At 69.2% G+C, this 13,219-nt stretch carries 14 protein-coding genes and 3 pseudogenes; 12 read left to right on the plus strand and 5 right to left on the minus strand.

All coding sequences use genetic code 11. The annotated features are described in order from the left end of the window. Positions 1–98: 98 nt before the first annotated feature. The gene (locus ACIRA5_RS49630) at positions 99–1,025 is read right to left on the minus strand and encodes a hypothetical protein (RefSeq protein WP_403704138.1); all 927 of its coding nucleotides are present in this window, start codon (positions 1,023–1,025) and stop codon (positions 99–101) included. Between the two features lie 60 nt (positions 1,026–1,085). Here ACIRA5_RS49630 and ACIRA5_RS49635 point away from each other — a divergent pair, with 60 nt between their 5' ends. The 3 genes from ACIRA5_RS49635 (at position 1,086) to gap (ending at position 3,627) form a co-directional block, all read left to right on the plus strand. Beyond that, positions 1,086–1,391, plus strand: a complete 306-nt coding sequence (locus tag ACIRA5_RS49635; protein WP_403704288.1) for an NUDIX domain-containing protein — start codon at positions 1,086–1,088, stop codon at positions 1,389–1,391. A 169-nt stretch (positions 1,392–1,560) separates the two neighbouring features. After that, on the plus strand, positions 1,561–2,517 hold the full coding sequence (locus ACIRA5_RS49640; RefSeq protein ID WP_403704141.1) for a GlxA family transcriptional regulator: 957 nt from the start codon (positions 1,561–1,563) through the stop codon (positions 2,515–2,517). 111 nt (positions 2,518–2,628) lie between these two features. Beyond that, complete coding sequence (gene gap / locus ACIRA5_RS49645; protein ID WP_403704144.1) at positions 2,629–3,627, plus strand: type I glyceraldehyde-3-phosphate dehydrogenase; 999 nt, start codon at positions 2,629–2,631, stop codon at positions 3,625–3,627. A 172-nt stretch (positions 3,628–3,799) separates the two neighbouring features. On the opposite strand, the gene ACIRA5_RS49650 is transcribed toward gap, so the two are convergent. The 3 genes and pseudogenes from ACIRA5_RS49650 to ACIRA5_RS49660 form a co-directional block, all read right to left on the minus strand. After that, entirely contained in the window at positions 3,800–4,411 is a 612-nt protein-coding gene (locus ACIRA5_RS49650) for a DedA family protein (protein WP_403704147.1), read from the minus strand. Next, a pseudogene (locus ACIRA5_RS49655) lies at positions 4,408–4,702 on the minus strand (translation initiation factor IF-2); the annotation flags it as partial. The pseudogene ACIRA5_RS49655 and the gene ACIRA5_RS49650, both read right to left, overlap by 4 nt. Before the next feature lie 17 nt (positions 4,703–4,719). Beyond that, entirely contained in the window at positions 4,720–5,031 is a 312-nt protein-coding gene (locus tag ACIRA5_RS49660) for a hypothetical protein (RefSeq protein WP_403704303.1), read from the minus strand. 298 nt (positions 5,032–5,329) lie between these two features. On the opposite strand from ACIRA5_RS49660, the pseudogene ACIRA5_RS49665 reads away from it, so the two are divergent. Then, positions 5,330–5,979, plus strand: a pseudogene (locus tag ACIRA5_RS49665) (response regulator). Positions 5,980–6,132: 153 nt separating this feature from the next. Continuing rightward, positions 6,133–6,330: a hypothetical protein gene (locus ACIRA5_RS49670; RefSeq protein WP_403704150.1), complete on the plus strand. Its 198-nt coding sequence runs from the start codon at positions 6,133–6,135 to the stop codon at positions 6,328–6,330. 498 nt (positions 6,331–6,828) lie between these two features. Here ACIRA5_RS49670 and ACIRA5_RS49675 read toward each other — a convergent pair whose 3' ends face one another. Further along, complete coding sequence (locus tag ACIRA5_RS49675; RefSeq protein WP_403704152.1) at positions 6,829–8,337, minus strand: MFS transporter; 1,509 nt, start codon at positions 8,335–8,337, stop codon at positions 6,829–6,831. Positions 8,338–8,433: 96 nt separating this feature from the next. Here ACIRA5_RS49675 and ACIRA5_RS49680 point away from each other — a divergent pair, with 96 nt between their 5' ends. From ACIRA5_RS49680 to ACIRA5_RS49710, 7 genes and pseudogenes are all read left to right on the plus strand, one after another. After that, entirely contained in the window at positions 8,434–8,973 is a 540-nt protein-coding gene (locus tag ACIRA5_RS49680; protein WP_403704155.1) for a winged helix-turn-helix transcriptional regulator, read from the plus strand. A 44-nt stretch (positions 8,974–9,017) separates the two neighbouring features. Further along, positions 9,018–9,407, plus strand: a complete 390-nt coding sequence (locus tag ACIRA5_RS49685; RefSeq protein ID WP_403704158.1) for a hypothetical protein — start codon at positions 9,018–9,020, stop codon at positions 9,405–9,407. A gap of 196 nt (positions 9,408–9,603) precedes the next feature. Further along, the gene (rox, locus tag ACIRA5_RS49690) at positions 9,604–11,148 is read left to right on the plus strand and encodes a rifampin monooxygenase (protein ID WP_403704161.1); all 1,545 of its coding nucleotides are present in this window, start codon (positions 9,604–9,606) and stop codon (positions 11,146–11,148) included. Between the two features lie 73 nt (positions 11,149–11,221). After that, positions 11,222–11,281 (plus strand): hypothetical protein, encoded by a 60-nt coding sequence (locus ACIRA5_RS49695; protein ID WP_403704291.1) that lies wholly within the window; start codon positions 11,222–11,224, stop codon positions 11,279–11,281. A gap of 386 nt (positions 11,282–11,667) precedes the next feature. Next, positions 11,668–11,844 (plus strand): annotated as a pseudogene (locus ACIRA5_RS49700) (XRE family transcriptional regulator); the annotation flags it as partial. A gap of 175 nt (positions 11,845–12,019) precedes the next feature. Then, a complete protein-coding gene (locus ACIRA5_RS49705) occupies positions 12,020–12,352 on the plus strand; it encodes a metalloregulator ArsR/SmtB family transcription factor (RefSeq protein ID WP_168500502.1) in 333 nt (110 codons plus the stop codon). After that, the gene (locus tag ACIRA5_RS49710) at positions 12,349–13,095 is read left to right on the plus strand and encodes a DUF2071 domain-containing protein (protein WP_403704164.1); all 747 of its coding nucleotides are present in this window, start codon (positions 12,349–12,351) and stop codon (positions 13,093–13,095) included. Before ACIRA5_RS49705 ends, ACIRA5_RS49710 begins: the two co-directional genes overlap by 4 nt. The last annotated feature ends 124 nt before the right edge of the window (positions 13,096–13,219 follow it).

The following is a 13,219-nucleotide window of genomic DNA, read 5'->3' on the forward strand; positions in this document are numbered from 1 at the left end:
GGCCGGACGAACTCCCACTCGACATCGGACAGTTCATGGCGACGTATCACCCGACCATGATCCACCATCCAAGATCAATTGAAGACACCGCCTAGCCCCTAGCTCAGCTCCACCCGCACGGTGTCGTCGTCGGGGAGGACCACGACCTTGGTGCTGTAGTAGTCCGCGGTCTTGGAGACCAGGTAGTAGCGGCTCGGCGACTTCGCGATCAGGCGGAAGCCGCTGTACTGGTAGCGGTACGGACCGGCTCTGTCGCCCAGGTCCTTGTATTTGATGCCCTGCGCGTGGTGCTGGAGGATCACACGTGAGTGGATCACTACGTGCTGACTCTTCCGGTAGTGGTCCTGAGCGGTCGCGACGGCGTTGCTCACGCCCGCCATGGACGCGTAGCGGGCCATGGTGAAGAAGAGCGTCATCGTCAGAAGCCCGAGGAGCAGGGCTCCCCCCGACAGCCACAGCCGGTCCCCGGTGCGGCCGGGTCGGTCGTGTGTCCCTGCGTCGTGGGTGAGACGCAGCTGTACGGCGAAGAAGGCCAAGGTTGCGCCCAGTGCCACCAGCATCGCAGGCACGAACTGGGCGGCCCAGCCACCCGGAAGCGTGGGGAGATTCTCCTCCCAGAAGAAGACCGGGAAGCCCAGCAGCAACAGGACAAGGCCCGAGCCCAGCAGCCAGAGGATCACCTTGCTGCGACGGGCCGCGTGCCGTGGCCCGCTGAGCGACTGTCCTGCCCAGCCGAGCACCAGCAACACGATGAGCCCGCACACGAGCAGGAACCACAGCGGCAGGAAGATGGCGTCCGGGCTCTCGGCCAGCATGGCCTGCACGGAGAACTGCAGATCTTCGGGGATCACCCCGAGTGCGGTGTAGTACGCGCGCTGATAGACGTTGCCAAAGTAGTACAGCAGCCCGATAGCCACAGTCCCGGGCGCCGCGACGTACGCCGCCTTGTCCAGGAACCCGGATTTCGGAGGCCGCGGGGGAGGCTCGGTTGCCGACCTGGGCGGCGGTTCCTCGGGCGCGGGCATGGCACCAGTCTGTTCATGGGGTGCCCTGCCCGCACGTGAGGCGAGTCCGGTCGAATGACCATGCGCGTCAGGCGTGTCGCTGGACGCAGCGCATACGTTCGGCATGTCTATCGGGTATGGCGGACCCTGCCCAGCGTGCCGGAGCCGCTCGCGGCACGGCGGTTCCGGTGGGGCAAGGTCGCGCCGGGTGAGACGGTTGGGCAGGCTGCCGTTCGGGAGGCGCTGGGGGAGGCGGGTGCGGTCGTGGAGCCACTCTCATTGGTTCAGGCCTGGGCTCCACCCGGGCCCTGCGCGCCGGGCCAACCCGTCGCGACGCACCGACGGCTGCTCGCAAGCATGCATGAGAATCAGGTAGCCATCCATTGACGCGTTCACGGCAAGCGCTTACGCGTTCCGCTTCGAGGGCGCCGGAAGGCGCTTTCTCTTGCACGGCGCCCCTGGCCGACATCGCGGTCAACCATGTGATCTGGCGGGGAGTGATGCTGCCGATGCCCTGACCCTGATCGGGGCCCGCACCCCTGCGTACCCTGTGTCCGTGTCAGCCTCCCGCCTGCGTCGCGTCGCCGTTCTTGTGCTCGAGGGTGCGAAGCCGCTCGATGTCGGAATCCCCGCACAGGTGTTCAGCACGCGCGCGAGCATGCCGTACGAGGTGCGGCTGTGCGGCGCGGCACCTGGTCTCGTGGCCGGTGGCGACGGCCTTTCGTACCACGTCGCCCATGGCCTTGACGCACTTGCGTGGGCCGACATCGTCTTCATCCCCGGCTATCGGTTCCCGGACCGTGACGATCCGCCGCAGACCGTCGTCGACGCGCTGATCGCTGCCCACGACCGGGGCGCGCGGCTCGCCGCCATCTCGACGGGCGCCTTCGCGCTCGCCGTCACGGGCCTGCTCGACGGCAGGCGTGCCACGACGCACTGGCACTACACACGGGCGCTGGTGGCGAGGCATCCGCTCGTCGAGGTCGACGAGAACGTTCTGTTCGTCGACGAGGGCAGCGTGCTGACGTCGGCCGGCGCCGCCTCGGGCATCGACCTGTGCCTGCACATCCTGCGCGGCGACCTCGGGGTGGCTGCGTCGAACCACGCGGCCCGGCGATTGGTCGCAGCCCCCTACCGCAGCGGCGGTCAGGCGCAGTATGTGCCGCGCAGCGTGCCTGAGCCGCTCGGTGAGCGGTTCGCCGTCACCCGGGAGTGGGCGCTGCACCGGCTCGACGAGCCCCTCAGCCTCGAGGTGCTGGCGCGGCAGGCGGCGGTCTCGCCGCGCACGTTCTCGCGGCGCTTCGTGGCGGAGACCGGGTACACGCCGATGCAGTGGGTCATGCGAGCCCGTATCGACATGGCCCGCGAGCTGCTCGAGCGTTCGCAGCGCAGCGTCGAGCAGATCGCCGCCGACGTCGGTCTCGGCACCGGTGCGAATCTGCGGCTGCACTTCCATCGCATCCTCGGCACCACGCCGAGCGAGTACCGGCGCACCTTCGCCCAGGGTGAGTAGCTCTGCCACCGGCGCACGTGGCGCGATCCTTTTGAACCGTGGCGATCCCGCCACTGTCACCGGGTGGGTGCCGCGAGTGAACCTTGCTGGCGAACCGAAGGGACAGCACTTATGACTCGCATCGCCATCAACGGATTCGGCCGCATCGGACGCAACGTGCTGCGCGCACTGCTCGAACGCGACAGCACCCTCGAGGTCGTGGCCGTCAACGACCTCACGGAGCCCGTCGCCCTCGCGCGACTGCTCGCCTACGACACGACGGCCGGCCGGCTCGGTCGCCCGGTGACCGTCGACGGGGACGCCCTCGTCGTCGACGGCCGTCGCATCAAGGTGCTCGCCGAGCGTGAACCGTCGCAGCTGCCGTGGGCCGAACTCGGTGTCGACATCGTCCTCGAAGCGACCGGCCGCTTCACGTCGGCAGAGGCTGCCCGCGCCCACGTCGATGCGGGCGCGAAGAAGGTGCTGGTCAGCGCGCCGTCGGACGGCGCTGACGTCACGCTGGCGTTCGGGGTCAACAGCGACACGTACGACCCGACCCTGCACACGATCGTCTCGAACGCCTCGTGCACGACCAACGCGCTCGCACCGCTGGCCGCGGTACTCGACGAGCTCGCCGGCATCGAGCACGGCTTCATGACGACGGTGCACGCCTACACGCAGGAGCAGAACCTGCTGGATGGTCCGCACCGTGACGCCCGTCGCGCCCGCGCTGCCGCCGTCAACATCGTGCCGACCACGACGGGCGCCGCCAAGGCGATCGGCCTCGTGCTGCCGAACCTGGCCGGCAAGCTGTCGGGCGACTCGATCCGTGTGCCGGTCCCGGTGGGCTCGATTGTCGAGCTCAACACGACCGTCACCCGTGACGTGACGCGCGACGACGTGCTGAGCGCGTACCGCGCCGCGGCGGATGGGCCGCTCGCCGGCATCCTCGAGTACTCGGACTTCCCGCTCGTGTCCTCCGACATCACGGGCAATCCGGCCTCGTCGATCTTCGACTCGGCCCTCACCCGGGTCGACGGCCGGCACGTGAAGGTGGTCGCCTGGTACGACAACGAGTGGGGCTTCTCGAACCGCGTGATCGACACACTCGAGCTCCTCGCCAGCAGCTGACCCGAGCGTGTCCTGCCACTGCGGGACAGGCGCGCGTCGGTACCCGACCGGTCAAGACGCGCTCCGCACGCGGACCCGCACAGTGCCGGACCGCCCTGGGGCCGGCTCCCATCGGCGAAGGGCAAGACCGGCCGACTGGACTCAAGGGGCGCGATCACGGCATCCATGCCGGTCAGCCGCAGCGTGTGGCATGGCGCGTAGAACGACGCAGAAGCGCCACTCCAACGGCCGTCAGGGCGACCACGGCTACGGCGGGACCGCCCACAGTGAGGATCCGCTGGAGAGACGTCGCGGCCGCGTACCCGACGCCGGCCTCGGCTGTGGCCCACAGGCAGGCGGCGGTGACGCTGTACGGAGCGATGCGGCGGTACGGCAGTCGGGTGGCGCCTGCGAAGTGCGGGGCGAGCGTGCGGACCACGGGCAGGAACCGGGCCGGCAAGACGGCCCGGCCGCCGTGGCGGGTCATGAGTGTCTCAGTCCGGTGCCAGGCGGCGCCGGGGATACGACGGACCACGCGGCCGGTGCGCAGGTGATCACCGAAGAGCCTGCCCGTGCGGTGGGCGAGGAAGTAGCCCACCACCACGGCGCCGGCCGCGGAAGAGATGATGAGGGGAAGGCTGACGTGGCCGGTGCGAGCCAGGGCGCCGGCGGTCAGTAGCAGAGTGAGTGTGGGGACGAACGCGCCGACCCGGAGGAGCGACTCGGCCAGGACGGCCAGGGTCACCACCGGGTAAGCGGCGGCGGCAGGGGGGAGGTGGTCGAGGATGTCGGACAGGATGTTCACCGCATTGCTCCGTCCGCTGTCGGCTGCGACTCGTGGGGGACCGCATGGGGCCGTTGCAGGTGCCAGACGTGCGCCGGAGGCAGGTTCGCCCAGACCGTCCAGCGGCCGGTGGCGGTAGCTGCGCTGGTAGGCGGCCATCACCTCGCCCACCCCGGCGTGGCGGCTTGCTTCGGCTAGTGATGCCGTCAGGGAACGGGCTTTGCGTGTGCCGACGTAGGCGAGGTACGTCAGGGTGCCGCCGGGGTGCAGCAGGTCCAGGTAGCGGGCCATGATGCGCTCGACCTGTGCGGGTCGCTCAGCGATGGCCGTTACTTGATCCCCGTGACCGTCGTGGCCCTGCTGTGCGGAGCGGCCTTGCTCGTGCCCCGGCTGCGGTGGCCGGTCGCGCCGCTGCTGATCACCGCGGCCACGGTGTGATGGGGATCGCCGCTGCTGCCGCTGCTGGTGATCGCCCTGTTCGACCTGGCGGTGAATCGCCGGGCGCGGGCGGCGGTGGGATGTGCCGTGGCCGCGCTGGGTGCCCACCTGCTCAGCTGGGACTCGTCGACGAGGCCCGTTCTGTCGGGCAGCACATCGAACTGACCGCGGACGGCCCTGCCGAGCAGGCTCCCACCACCCATCGACTGGCGGTGTAGCGGATCGTCCAGGAAGCACTGACCAACGCCCGCAAGCATGCGGACGGGGCCGAAGTGACCGTACGCATCGACTACCGGCCGCCGGCCACACCGGTCGAGGTCATCAACTCCCCTGGAGCACCTCGCACAGACACCGTCGGTCAGGCTACGGGCTTGTCGGTCTGCGTGAACGCGTCACCGCCCTCGGCGGTCATCTCGCTGCCGGACCCGCCGGGGCGGGCGCCTGGCGGCTGGCCGCCCGCATTCCCCACCCCAGCGGCGACGGAAAGAACGGCACCCGCACATGATTCGCACCATGATCGTCGATGATGACGCTCTGGTCCGCCTCGGTCTGGCCGACCTCCTCGACGGCGACGTAGGCATCGAGGTGGTCGCCCAAGCCGCCGACGGGCTCCAGGCCATCGAGCAGGCCACCGCCCACCACATCGACGTCGCCCTCGTCGACGTACGCATGCCCCGCATGGACGGCATCACCGCCACCACCCGGCTGCGGGCCCTTCCCCACCCCCGAAGGTGATCACCCTGACCACCTTCGACCTCGACGAGTACGTCTACAACGCCCTCGCCGCCGGAGCCGACGGGTTCCTGCTCAAGGACACCGACCCGGCCGAGATCCTGCGCGCCGTCCACCTGGTGGCCGCCGGCTCGGCGATGCTCCACCCCACCGCGGCCCGCCGCCTCATCGACCGGTACCACGCGACCAACCAGCCCCAAGCCGCCACAGCGCAGGCCTGACGGGACCAGCTCACCCCCCGTGAGCGCGATGTGCTCGCCCTCCTCGCCCGAGGCGACACCAACGCCGACATCGCCACCCGCCTCGCCATGCGCGAGAGCACCGTCAAGGCCCACGTCAGCCGCATCCTGGCCGCGCTGGAGGTTATCAACCGCGTGCAAGCGGCCCTCATGGCCCGCGACGCAGGACTCACCACCTGACCAGAGCAGGACCGGCCGCGGCGCCACTATCGACGCGGGCTATGGCGACTTGATGCGCCATCAGGCTCGCGCGGCCTCGTCGGCAGGTGGCCTCATCGATGAGGTTGGCGCAATCTCCTGCGCTCCGGGAACAAAAACGCCCAGGCCAGAGCCGTGTGCCTGGCCTCGTTCGGCGAGGTGCGGACGGGTCCCTCGCTGCCACAGCAGTTGGCGGTACTTGTCGTGGTCGTGGTCGTAGCCACGGTCCGCAAGGAGCGCGTCGGGCCGGCGGCCGGGCCGGCCGACGACATCGCCCACGCCAGGGACCGTGCCGAGCAGAGACGGGAGTTGAGTGACGTCGCCCATACATGAAGTCGGGGGTCGACCAGTCCCGGTTCGGTTCCGCCCGCCGGAGATGCCGCCGACGGCCGGAGCCGGACCGAGCTGGTCTTCCGAGTTACCCATGTGTGAGATCAAGGAGTGAGACGTACGGGGGCTTGCCGCGCGATAATCCGGGGCGCGTTCGAAGGATGGGAGTAGGCACTCCACATGGCGCGAGCGCCGGGCTGATCCGCTTCATCGGCCGGCTGACGGCGCTCAGTTGTCGGCCTGGCCGCGGGTCTCTGCGGGTAGCCCGTGACCACCGCAATCGGCTTGGCGACGGTCGGTGCGCCCCTCTCCTCGGCGAGTCGGCGGCTTCGCCGATTCCCGGCACCCGAGGAAACGCCACGGAATCCCTCGTGCCGCCCGCAGACCGTGGCTCCGCCGTACAGCGATGAGTACAGCGATGGTGTGTTGCGACGCCGGCCGCAGGAGCTGCGTAGGGGCGTGCCGTTGGTGCGTGTCTGATCAGGGGAGGCCGAACACCGGTTACGCCTGGTGGTTGGTCGCCCCGTCGCGAGTGCCGTACGCCGGCTCGTGGCCGGTTGCCCCGGCGTCCGAGGCGTCTCGGCGGCGGCTCGGTGTCCAAAGGACGGCGCCGGCGGTCAGGCCGAGAGCGGCGAAGAGCCACCAGACGCGGTGGAAGGAGTCGACGGCGGTGGCCGCCGTAGGGGTGCCGAGGACGGCTACGAAGAGGCTGATACCGAGGACCGCGCCGAGTTGACGGAGGCTCGCGTTGATCGCCGAGCCGAGTGCGAATCGCCCCGGGGGCAGCGTCTGGACGGCCGCTCCGGACTGGACGGGCAGGGTGAGGCCGATGCCGAGTCCGGTGAGCAGCGCCGCGGGCAGCCAGTGAGTGCTCCAGTGGGGGGTGGCGCCGACGGCGGTCGCGTCGAGGGCGAGGCCGGCTGTCCAGAAGACCGCGCCGAGGGTGAGTACACGGCGTGCCCCGTAGGTGTGGGAGAGGCGGCTGGCGGAACCGGCTATGGCGGTCACCACCAGCGGGGTCGGTGCGGTGGCGAGCGCGGCGCGCAGCACCGAGTAGTGCCACACCGTCTGCAGGAAGATGATGTTGCTCAGCAGCATGCCGTAGAAGGCGGCGGCGAACACCAGCGTCGCGGCGTTCACGAGCCGGAACTGGCGGACGTGGAAGAGGGCGAAGTCCATCACGGGCTGTGCGGTGGAGCGGTTGCGCAGTACGAAGACGGGGAGCAGCAGCGCGGCGAGCACGAAGGCGCCGATCACGCGTGGGTCGGTCCATCCCCAGTTCGGTCCCTCGATGATGCCCAGACTCAGCGCCGCGGGCATCGCGGCGACCAGCAGTACGCCGAGGGGGTCGGGCAGGCCGCGGGCGTGCGGGTCGCGGGCCTCGCGCAGCAGGCGCAGGCCGAAGACGGCGATCAGCGCGCAGATCGGCAGGTTGACCAGGAAGATCCAGCGCCAGGAGGCGTACTGGGTCAACAGCGCGCCCAGGGTGGGGCCGAGGGCGGCCGCCGCCGCGCCCATGGAGCCCCAGGTGCCGATCGCGACCGCTCGCCGGGCGGCCGGGAATTCCGGGAGGATCAGGGCCAGTGAGGTGGGAGTGACCAGGGCGGCGAACACCGCTTGCAGGGCCCGCCCCGCGATGAGCGTCCCGGCGTTCGGTGCCAGGCCGCACAGGGCGCTCGTCACCGCGAAGCCGGTGATGCCCGTGAGGAAGACTCGCTTGCGCCCGTAACGGTCGGCGAGGCGCCCGGCCGGTATGAGAACGGCGGCGAACACCAGGCTGTAGGCGTTGAGCACCCACGCCAGATGGCCGGCCGTGTCATGGAAACTGCGGCTGATGGTCTCGAACGCGACGTTGACGATCGTGGTGTCGAGGAACACCACGAACGCGCCGAGGCTGCTCAGGGCCAGTACCCGCAGCGCGTGCCGTCGGGCCGCGGCGTCCTGGACCGGCTCGCCCGCCGTCGGTGACTCCGCAGGCGCGGCTGTGGAGCCCGCGTCGGATACAGCCATGGATTCCTCGCAAGTGAGTTGTGATTTCCTACTGACTTGCGCGACGCTAGCGTGAGTGAGTCGTGAAACGCAACCAACCAGGGGTAACGTGGGATCATGGACGTACAACCCCAGCAGGACAGGGAGCAGCCGGTGGGTGGGGCCGGGACTGGGGCCGTCGCAAGGCCCCTGGCCTCGGCGATGGCGGGCATGCCCGTAGGCGTGCGCCCCTGCTCGATGGCTGCCGCGCTGCAGATCGTCGGTGAGCGGTGGTCGCTGCTCGCGCTGCGGGAATTGGCTTACGGCGTGCACCGTTTCGCGAAGATCGTCGGCTACACGGGCGCGCCGCGCGACATCCTCGCCGACCGGCTGCGCAAGCTCGAAGCGGCAGGTGTGATCGAGCGGCGGCAGTACAGCGAACATCCACCGCGCCACGAATACCATCTGACCCAGGCGGGGCAGGAGCTCTTCCCGGTCATGATCGGACTCCTGCAATGGGGCGACAAGTGGGCAGTCGATGCGCCTGCGGTCGCCTTCGGGCATGAGTGCGGTCATCCGCTGCGGATGGACTCCGGGTGCCGGCACTGTGCTGGAGAGATCACTCCGGATTCCCTCTCCTTGCTGCCGCGCGATGCGGGCGGGTCCGACGGCGGATGACGCGCATCGGGGCAGCTGCCGGCACTCCGCCCGGCTTGTGGTCCATGCGTGCCGAAGCCGACGCTCCGGAAGGGCGTCGTAGAGGGTGCCGAGGTCGCCGTCTACGGCCCCGGCGGCCGTGGCGACTGTCCCCGCTGCCGCTCGGGCCGCTACCAGCGTGCCCGCACTCCCGTGGCTGGCTCGGTATCGCCCGCCCCGGCGCTTTCGCCGAGTACGTCGCCGAGCCCGACGCCCGCCGTCTGCTCCCGCTCGACGGCCTCGACCCGGTGCGCGCGGCACCCCTGACGGACGTGGGCTTGACCGCCCACCACGCGGTGCGGCGCGCGGCACCCGCGTGCACCCCGACGGGCACGCTGGTGGTGATCGGGCTGGGCGACGTCGGCCAGGCCGCCACGCCGGATTCGCCCGGCAAGCGGGCCCGCTCGGAGTCGTGATCACGTGGCTGGGAAATGATTGGACGGGGTGATGCTCGGGCTTGTAGCTTGCAGTGGACCGCGACACCGCCCGAGGAGGTGAGACCCATGAACGCTGTATCGACGTGGGTGCTCCCCCTTCCCGTCACGGCCGGCGATTGACGTAGGTGTCGCCGGGAGCGCCTCGACAACAAGGTCCTCCCGAAAGGCAACACCTATGCAGTCTCTGCAATTCACCTCCGAGTCGTCGTCGAACGATGCGGTCGAACGCGACTTCACCGTGGGCGACGTCCCCGGACTCCAGTCGTCGGCCTCTGGCGGCGATCGCGCGCCCCTCATGTTCGACGTGATCATTGCCGGGTGCGGGCCGACTGGCGCGATGCTGGCCGCCGAACTGCGGCTGCACGATGTGCGGGTACTCGTTCTGGAGAAGGAAACGGAGCCCGTGTCGTTCGCCCGCATAGTCGGTCTGCACATTCGCAGTATCGAGCTGATGGCAATGCGCGGACTGCTGGATCGCATTCTCGAACACGGAAGGAAGCGTCCGGCCGGCGGATTCTTCGCCGCCATCACCAAACCCGCGCCCGAGGGTTTGGATTCCGCGCACGCCTATCTGCTGGGCATCCCACAGCCGGCCATCGTTCGCCTGCTCGAAGAACGTGCGATGCAACTGGGTGCGCAGGTCCGGCGCGGCTGTGCGGTGGCCGATTTCGAGCAGGACGACGAGGGCGTGACCGTCGAGCTGGCCGACGGCGAACAGCTGCGTTCGCGCTATCTCGTCGGCTGTGACGGCGGGCGCAGTACGGTGCGCAAACTGCTCGGCGTCGGCTTCCCCGGCGAGCCCTCGCGGACCGAGACGCTGATGGGCGAGATGGAAGTGGGTGTGCCACAGGAGGAGATCGCCGCCAAGGTGGCCGAAATCAACGAGACCAACAAGATTTTCAGTCTCAGGCCCTTCGGTGAAGGGGTCTATCGCGTCGTAGTCCCCGTCGCGGGAGTCAGCGATCGCGCGGAACCGCTCACCCTCGAGGATTTCAAACAACAGCTGCGCACCATCGCCGGAACCGATTTCGGCGTGCACGCGCCGCGCTGGTTGTCCCGCTTCGGGGACGCCACCCGGCTGGCCGAACGTTATCGGGTCGGGCGGGTGCTGCTGGCCGGCGATGCGGCACACATCCATCCACCCACCGGGGGACAGGGCCTCAACCTGGGGGTTCAGGACGCATTCAACCTCGGCTGGAAACTGGCCGGACAGATCCGCGGCTGGGCGCCGGAAACACTGCTGGACACCTACCAGGCTGAGCGTCATCCGGTCGCCGAGGACGTGCTGGACAACACCCGCGCCCAGATGGAACTGCTGTCCACCGAACCGGGCGCGCAGGCCGTGCGCAGGCTGCTCACCGAACTGATGGACTTCGATGAGGTGAACCGCTATCTGATCGAGAAGATCACCGCGATCGGCATCCGCTACGACTTCGGCGAAGGCCCCGACCTGGTCGGCCGCCGCCTGCGCGACATCGACGTGAAACAGGGCCACCTCTACGGTCTGCTGCATCGCGGCCGCGGACTGCTGCTGGACCGCACCGAACGTCTGACCGTCAGTGGCTGGTCAGACCGGGTCGATTACCTCGCGGATCCCTCTGCGGGACTGGATGTTCCGTGTGTCCTGCTACGCCCCGACGGCCACGTCGCCTGGATCGGCGACGATCAGCAGGACCTGGACGACCACCTCTCCCGTTGGTTCGGCAAGCCCGTCAGCTGATTTCGCCTGAGTAACCGAAATGGCCGTCCGCTTCTACGGCTATCGCGCGGACCACGCCGAGACCTTGGCGCAGATGGGCCGCTGGGCGGGATTCTGCAGGGGGTACCAGGATCTCGTCCGGCTCTATCTCTAGAGAAGGTCTCGAACTCGCGAAGGGTGTGGAGGAGATGGCGCTGGTCCCGGATCAGCGTGCGGTCCAGCAGTTCTCGGAGGCAGGTCTGCGCCCACCGCTCCATGATTGAGTTCATGCGGGGCATCTGGACGCCGCTGAAGGCGACCTCGATGCCGGCGTCCTGGAGGATCGTGTGGAACAGTTCCGGGAACTTCCCCTCCCGGTCTCTGATCAGGTAGCGGGCCTGGCAGCCGGCGTCATCGAGGTCCATGACAAGAGTTTTCGCGGCCTGGGTGACTCAGGAGGCGGTCGGGTGTGCGGTCGCAGCGAGGATCCGGATCGTCCGGTTCGCCTGCTCGATCACCGCGAGCCCGTACAGCCGTGCTCCGCTCAGAGTGACGGTTTCGCCGCGGTACGCCGCCCGCCTCTTCGAGGCCTAGGAGCAGGGCGCGTCCGATCAGCGTCTGCAGGAGATCGCCGCCGAAGCGCTCAAGGAGGTGTATTTCGAGGACGGCGGTCGCCGGGCCGGAAGCCTGGAGGAGGTCCGCTTCACGGACATCGAGCACCTCGACCTCGACCTGTAGAAGGCCTCCGAACAGCCGGGGGCTGTCGCGGTGTTGTGACTGAGCGCTTCAGTTGTCGGGTGAGTGCGAGACTCGGCACGTTTGAGCGCGTTGGCCGGTGCCGGGCGCCCGCTCGGCCAGTGGAAGGCTGCCGAAGCGCTTGTTAGGTATTTAGCTAAGGTGCTAAATATTGGCTATGACAGGAGCCCAGGACGAGGCGGGGGCCTTCCGTGCGCTCGCTGACCCAACGAGACGCCAGATCCTTGAAGACCTCAGGGGTGGCGAGCTTGCGGCCGGTGAGATCGCGAGCAGGTTCGCCATCAGTGCGCCATCCGTCTCGCGGCATCTGGGCGTGCTCAAGAGTGCCGGGCTTGTCACCGAGCGCCGGGACGGCAACCGGATCCTCTACACGCTGGCCGAGGACCGCCTGGCGATCTGCATCGGGCGGTTCCTCACCGTCGTGTGCCCAGAGCAAATCGTGCTGCGTCACACCAAATGGCGCCCTGGAGCGCAGAGCGAGGGGTCATGAGGCAGCCACGCTTGTCCAGCGTCATTGAACGACGGCTTCTGGTGAACTACCGGGTCGCCCGGGACGCCGCGGCACGCCTGCTCCCCGAGCCGCTGCGCCCGCATCTGGTGCACGGTTACGCGGTCGCGGGCATCTGCCTGCTGAGGCTGGGAAGCGTGCGGCCCACCTGGGCACCCAAGGCGGTCGGCCTGCGGAGCGAGAACGCGGCCCATCGAATCGCCGTGGAATGGGACGGACCGCACGGGGTGGAGACCGGCGTGTACATCCCACGGCGCGACACTGCCTCGCGGCTCAATGCCTGGGCCGGAGGCCGCGCCTTCCCCGGCGAACACGGCCGCGCCGATTTCGAGGTGCACGAGACACCCGGCCAAGTACATGTCGCCTTCGCGACACGGGATGGCGACACCCGAGTGGACACCACCGTCGAGGTGTCCGACGAGCTGCGGGGCAGCGAACTCTTCGCCGACCTCGCAGAGGCTTCTCGCTTCTTCCAAGGTGGGACAAAGGGCTTCTCGGCCACCAGGTCCGGCCGTCACCTGGACGGCATGGAACTGCACACCGACGCCTGGCACGTGGAAGCCGGCCGGGTTCGCTCCGTCGCGTCGTCCTTCTTCGACGACGCAGACCGGTTCCCGTTGGGGAGTGCAACCCTGGACTGCGCCCTGGTCATGCGGAACGTCCCCGCCCATTGGACTCCCCTCCCGGTCGTACCCGTCAACCGAGGCGCTCAACTCGCCAACTGAAGCGCTCAGTCACACGGGCCTGTGGTGGGGGGGGGCCGGGCCCAATGCCCGGGGGCCCGGGGTAACCCCCCCCACCCCCCCCCCCGGGAGTTTGGCCCCCCCCCGGGGGGGGGAGGCGGCAAGG

The sequence above is a fragment of the Streptomyces sp. NPDC096311 genome (assembly GCF_044763085.1).
In the GTDB taxonomy this organism is placed as follows: domain Bacteria; phylum Actinomycetota; class Actinomycetes; order Streptomycetales; family Streptomycetaceae; genus Streptomyces.

Coding starts and splice junctions, on each gene's coding strand:
- ACIRA5_RS49630 (WP_403704138.1), bottom strand. CDS start 1,025: ATGCCCGCGCCCGAGGAACCGCCGCCCAGGTCGGCAACCGAGCCTCCC.
- ACIRA5_RS49635 (WP_403704288.1), top strand. CDS start 1,086: ATGCGCGTCAGGCGTGTCGCTGGACGCAGCGCATACGTTCGGCATGTC.
- gap (WP_403704144.1), top strand. CDS start 2,629: ATGACTCGCATCGCCATCAACGGATTCGGCCGCATCGGACGCAACGTG.
- ACIRA5_RS49660 (WP_403704303.1), bottom strand. CDS start 5,031: ATGGGTGGTGGGAGCCTGCTCGGCAGGGCCGTCCGCGGTCAGTTCGAT.
- ACIRA5_RS49675 (WP_403704152.1), bottom strand. CDS start 8,337: ATGGCTGTATCCGACGCGGGCTCCACAGCCGCGCCTGCGGAGTCACCG.
- ACIRA5_RS49680 (WP_403704155.1), top strand. CDS start 8,434: ATGGACGTACAACCCCAGCAGGACAGGGAGCAGCCGGTGGGTGGGGCC.
- ACIRA5_RS49685 (WP_403704158.1), top strand. CDS start 9,018: ATGCGTGCCGAAGCCGACGCTCCGGAAGGGCGTCGTAGAGGGTGCCGA.
- rox (WP_403704161.1), top strand. CDS start 9,604: ATGCAGTCTCTGCAATTCACCTCCGAGTCGTCGTCGAACGATGCGGTC.
- ACIRA5_RS49705 (WP_168500502.1), top strand. CDS start 12,020: ATGACAGGAGCCCAGGACGAGGCGGGGGCCTTCCGTGCGCTCGCTGAC.
- ACIRA5_RS49710 (WP_403704164.1), top strand. CDS start 12,349: ATGAGGCAGCCACGCTTGTCCAGCGTCATTGAACGACGGCTTCTGGTG.